This is a genomic window from Maribacter orientalis (assembly GCF_900109345.1).
Lineage (GTDB): Bacteria > Bacteroidota > Bacteroidia > Flavobacteriales > Flavobacteriaceae > Maribacter > Maribacter orientalis.
In genome coordinates this window covers 1-5,393 of the sequence record NZ_FNZN01000018.1, presented here as the reverse complement: position 1 = coordinate 5,393, position 5,393 = coordinate 1, and the positions used below count along the sequence as shown (strand labels likewise).

Sequence of the window (5,393 nt, the reverse complement as noted above, 5' to 3'; positions counted from 1 at the left end):
CAAGTTCATATAGATGTTGGTTTACCGGGCGATAAAAAAAGAATTTATTTTTTTCTCAAAGTAGTTGCCGGGTTAAAAAACAGTTGTATATTTGCAGCCGCTTAGGGAAAGACCTAGGGGGAACGAAGGGGCGAAGGTCGCAGGACATAGGTCCTTTGTTGGAAGTTCATTGAAATATTGTGGAGATAAGAATCGAGAATGGGTGAGGACCTGTTCGAGAGGAACAAGAATTAAGGAAACATAGAATTTACTGTGTGACCGGATTAGTTTTCGGTTACATATATAAGGAATTGAATCGAGAGTCGGGGCCGGGAGAAATCAAGACTTCGTTGGGACGAATATTTACAAAACAACGATGAAGAGTTTGATCCTGGCTCAGGATGAACGCTAGCGGCAGGCCTAACACATGCAAGTCGAGGGGTAACAGGGAGCTTGCTCCGCTGACGACCGGCGCACGGGTGCGCACCGCGTATGGAACCTACCTTGTACAGGGGAATAGCCCAGGGAAACTTGGATTAATGCCCCGTGGTACCACGACCCGGCATCGGGATGTGGTTAAAGCCTTCGGGCGGTATAAGATGGCCATGCGTCCCATTAGCTTGTTGGTAAGGTAACGGCTTACCAAGGCTACGATGGGTAGGGGCCCTGAGAGGGGGATCCCCCACACTGGTACTGAGACACGGACCAGACTCCTACGGGAGGCAGCAGTGAGGAATATTGGACAATGGAGGAGACTCTGATCCAGCCATGCCGCGTGCAGGAAGAATGCCCTATGGGTAGTAAACTGCTTTTATACGGGAAGAAAAAGGGGCACGTGTGCCCTACTGACGGTACCGTAAGAATAAGGACCGGCTAACTCCGTGCCAGCAGCCGCGGTAATACGGAGGGTCCGAGCGTTATCCGGAATTATTGGGTTTAAAGGGTCCGTAGGCGGGCGATTAAGTCAGTGGTGAAAGTCTGTAGCTCAACTATAGAATTGCCTTTGATACTGATCGTCTTGAGTTATAGTGAAGTTGCCGGAATATGTAGTGTAGCGGTGAAATGCATAGATATTACATAGAACACCGATTGCGAAGGCAGGTGACTAACTATATACTGACGCTGATGGACGAAAGCGTGGGGAGCGAACAGGATTAGATACCCTGGTAGTCCACGCCGTAAACGATGGATACTAGCTGTCCGGGACCTTGAGTTCTGGGCGGCCAAGCGAAAGTGATAAGTATCCCACCTGGGGAGTACGTTCGCAAGAATGAAACTCAAAGGAATTGACGGGGGCCCGCACAAGCGGTGGAGCATGTGGTTTAATTCGATGATACGCGAGGAACCTTACCAGGGCTTAAATGCATTTTGACAGGGGTAGAGATACCTTTTCCTTCGGGCAATTTGCAAGGTGCTGCATGGTTGTCGTCAGCTCGTGCCGTGAGGTGTCAGGTTAAGTCCTATAACGAGCGCAACCCCTACCGTTAGTTGCCAGCATGTCATGATGGGGACTCTAACGGGACTGCCGGTGCAAACCGTGAGGAAGGTGGGGATGACGTCAAATCATCACGGCCCTTACGTCCTGGGCCACACACGTGCTACAATGGCAGGTACAGAGAGCAGCCATGTCGCAAGGCAGAGCGAATCTATAAAACCTGTCACAGTTCGGATCGGGGTCTGCAACTCGACCCCGTGAAGCTGGAATCGCTAGTAATCGGATATCAGCCATGATCCGGTGAATACGTTCCCGGGCCTTGTACACACCGCCCGTCAAGCCATGGAAGCCGGGAGTGCCTGAAGTCCGTCACCGTAAGGAGCGGCCTAGGGCAAGATCGGTAACTAGGGCTAAGTCGTAACAAGGTAGCCGTACCGGAAGGTGCGGCTGGAACACCTCCTTTCTAGAGATTGTCCTTTTAAGGACGGTCCCTGACGAAGAGAAGATGGAACTACGGTCCCGGTCTTTTGATTTAATATTCGTTGTCCTTTATATAGTACTGTTCTAAAAAAAAAGATCTCCATAATTAATAATATATAAGTAATTGCTTTTTCGAAAAGGTATTTGTACTGAAAAGAGAGAGTAGGGACAGTCCCATAGCTCAGCTGGTTAGAGCGCTACACTGATAATGTAGAGGTCGGCAGTTCGAGTCTGCCTGGGACTACAAACAAAAAGATGTTCCTTCGGGGATGTTACGTTCATTAAAGATTGAAGGAAATTCTGGAAGTTGGGTATCCCAAGTTGGCGTATGGTCATCGATTAACTGATAACTGTTAACTGATAGCCGACGACCGAGAACGGGGGATTAGCTCAGCTGGCTAGAGCGCCTGCCTTGCACGCAGGAGGTCATCGGTTCGACTCCGATATTCTCCACTAGGCGATGCCTAGAGATAATTAATTTTATTCTCGAAGTATCGTGGATGAGATAGATAGGTTTTTAAATGCCTGTCGTGGCTCACGACAAAGTTCATTGACATATTGGAACAGGAGGTAAGATTTTATCTTACCGACCTAAAAAAGAAAGAAACACGAATCTTTATTAAGTAAAGAGTACGAATAAGAATAGAATAGATTAAAGATCTGGCGACAAGCTGGAAAAGGGCGTATGGGGAATGCCTAGGCTCTCAGAGGCGAAGAAGGACGTGATAAGCTGCGAAAAGCTACGGGGATCGGCACACACGATATGATCCGTAGATATCCGAATGGGGCAACCCGGCATATTGAAGATATGTCATGCAGTAATGCAAGCAAACCCGGGGAACTGAAACATCTAAGTACCCGGAGGAGGAGAAAACAAAAGTGATTCCGATAGTAGCGGCGAGCGAAATCGGATTAGTCCAAACCGTACATGTTCCGGCATGTGCGGGGTTGTAGGACCACGATATTCGACATGTAATGAACTAGAACGCTTTGGAAATGGCGACCATAGAGGGTGATAGTCCCGTATAGGTAAAGAGCATTTAGATAGTGGTATCCTGAGTAGTGCGGGGCACGTGAAACCCTGTATGAATCCGGCGGGACCATCCGCCAAGACTAAATACTCCTGAGAGACCGATAGTGAACCAGTACCGTGAGGGAAAGGTGAAAAGAACCGTGAATAACGGAGTGAAATAGATCCTGAAACCATACGCTTACAAGCGGTCGGAGCCCATATGGGTGACGGCGTGCCTTTTGCATAATGAGCCTACGAGTTACTTTTACTAGCAAGGTTAAGGACTTCAGGTCCGGAGCCGTAGCGAAAGCGAGTCTGAATAGGGCGACCATAGTTAGTAGTAGTAGACGCGAAACCGTGCGATCTACCCATGGGCAGGTTGAAGCTGTGGTAACACATAGTGGAGGACCGAACCCGTTGACGTTGAAAAGTCTTGGGATGACCTGTGGGTAGGGGTGAAAGGCCAATCAAGCTCGGAAATAGCTCGTACTCCCCGAAATGCATTTAGGTGCAGCGTGTAGATAGTTTTATAGAGGTAGAGCTACTGATTGGATGCGGGGGCTTCACCGCCTACCAATTCCTGACAAACTCCGAATGCTATAAAATGTTTCTGCGCAGTGAGGGCATGGGTGCTAAGGTCCATGTCCGAGAGGGAAAGAACCCAGATCACCGGCTAAGGTCCCAAAGTATATACTAAGTTGATATAACGCGGTGGAACTGCATTGACAGCCAGGATGTTGGCTTGGAAGCAGCCATTCATTTAAAGAGTGCGTAACAGCTCACTGGTCGAGCGGTTCCGCATGGATAATAATCGGGCATAAGTATATCACCGAAGCTGTGACTTCATATTTATATGAGGGGTAGGGGAGCATTGTAATTGCGTCGAAGGTGTACCTGCGAGGGATGCTGGAGCGGTTACAAACGAAAATGTAGGCATAAGTAACGATAATGCGGGCGAGAAACCCGCACGCCGAAAGACCAAGGTTTCCCCAGCTATGCTAATCAGCTGGGGGTCAGTCGGGACCTAACGCGAACCCGAAGGGGATAGTGGATGGACAACAGATTAATATTTCTGTACCTGCTCACGCTAAAAGTGACGGAGGCGAGAAGTTGGTGCGTACAGACGGAATTGTACGTTGAAGCGAGTGGTAACACCGCGATAGTACACCGAGACCACGGTCAAGGTGATAATCCAGCATATCGACTTCCAAGAAAAGCGAGTGAAGCAGCCCGTACCGTAAACCGACACAGGTGGTTGGGATGAGTATTCTAAGGCGCTCGAGAGATTCATGGCTAAGGAACTAGGCAAAATAGACCCGTAACTTCGGGAGAAGGGTCGCCCCCCTTATGGGGGGGCCGCAGTGAAGAGGTCCAGGCGACTGTTTATCAAAAACACAGGGCTCTGCAAAATCGAAAGATGAAGTATAGGGCCTGACACCTGCCCGGTGCTGGAAGGTTAAGAGGAGATGTCATTCCTTCGGGGAGAAGCATTGAATTGAAGCCCCAGTAAACGGCGGCCGTAACTATAACGGTCCTAAGGTAGCGAAATTCCTTGTCGGGTAAGTTCCGACCTGCACGAATGGTGCAACGATCTGGACACTGTCTCGGCCATGAGCTCGGTGAAATTGTAGTATCGGTGAAGATGCCGGTTACCCGCAGTGGGACGAAAAGACCCCGTGCACCTTTACTATAGCTTCGTATTGACCTTGGTCAAGCAATGTGTAGGATAGCTGGGAGACTTTGAAGCTGCATCGCCAGGTGTGGTGGAGTCATTGTTGAAATACCAGCCTTTGCTTGTCCGGGGCCTAACCCTCAATGAGGGAACAGTGCGTGGTGGGTAGTTTGACTGGGGTGGTCGCCTCCAAAAGAGTAACGGAGGCTTCTAAAGGTGCCCTCAATACGGTTGGCAATCGTGTGTAGAGTGCAATGGCACAAGGGCGCTTGACTGAGAGACATACAGGTCGATCAGGTTGGAAACAAGAGCATAGTGATCCGGTGGTTCCGCATGGAAGGGCCATCGCTCAAAGGATAAAAGGTACGCCGGGGATAACAGGCTGATCTCCCCCAAGAGCTCATATCGACGGGGGGGTTTGGCACCTCGATGTCGGCTCGTCACATCCTGGGGCTGGAGAAGGTCCCAAGGGTTGGGCTGTTCGCCCATTAAAGTGGCACGCGAGCTGGGTTCAGAACGTCGTGAGACAGTTCGGTCTCTATCTACTGCGGGCGTTAGAAATTTGAGTGGAGCTGACCCTAGTACGAGAGGACCGGGTCGGACTGACCGCTGGTGCACCAGTTGTTCCGCCAGGAGCATCGCTGGGTAGCTATGTCGGGATCGGATAAGCGCTGAAAGCATATAAGCGCGAAACCGGCCACAAGATGAAATTTCTTTAAAGGGCCGTGGGAGATGACCACGTTGATAGGCTATAGGTGGAAGGGCAGTAATGTCCGTAGCCGAGTAGTACTAATTGCCCGTCAGGCTTGCGCACA

2 tRNA genes and 2 rRNA genes are annotated in these 5,393 nt (G+C 50.0%); all 4 read left to right on the top strand.

The annotated features are described in order from the left end of the window. Positions 1 to 352: 352 nt before the first annotated feature. The 4 genes from BMY56_RS18345 to BMY56_RS18330 all read left to right on the top strand — a co-directional run bounded on the left by BMY56_RS18345 (position 353) and on the right by BMY56_RS18330 (position 5,392). Positions 353 to 1,877: ribosomal RNA gene (locus BMY56_RS18345) — 16S ribosomal RNA — on the top strand. 187 nt (positions 1,878 to 2,064) lie between these two features. Next, positions 2,065 to 2,138, top strand: a tRNA-Ile gene (locus BMY56_RS18340). 135 nt (positions 2,139 to 2,273) lie between these two features. Next, positions 2,274 to 2,347: transfer RNA gene (locus tag BMY56_RS18335), tRNA-Ala, on the top strand. Between the two features lie 210 nt (positions 2,348 to 2,557). After that, positions 2,558 to 5,392, top strand: a 23S ribosomal RNA gene (locus tag BMY56_RS18330). Together the 16S and 23S rRNA genes with 2 tRNA genes alongside form the textbook arrangement of a ribosomal RNA operon. The last annotated feature ends 1 nt before the right edge of the window (position 5,393 follow it).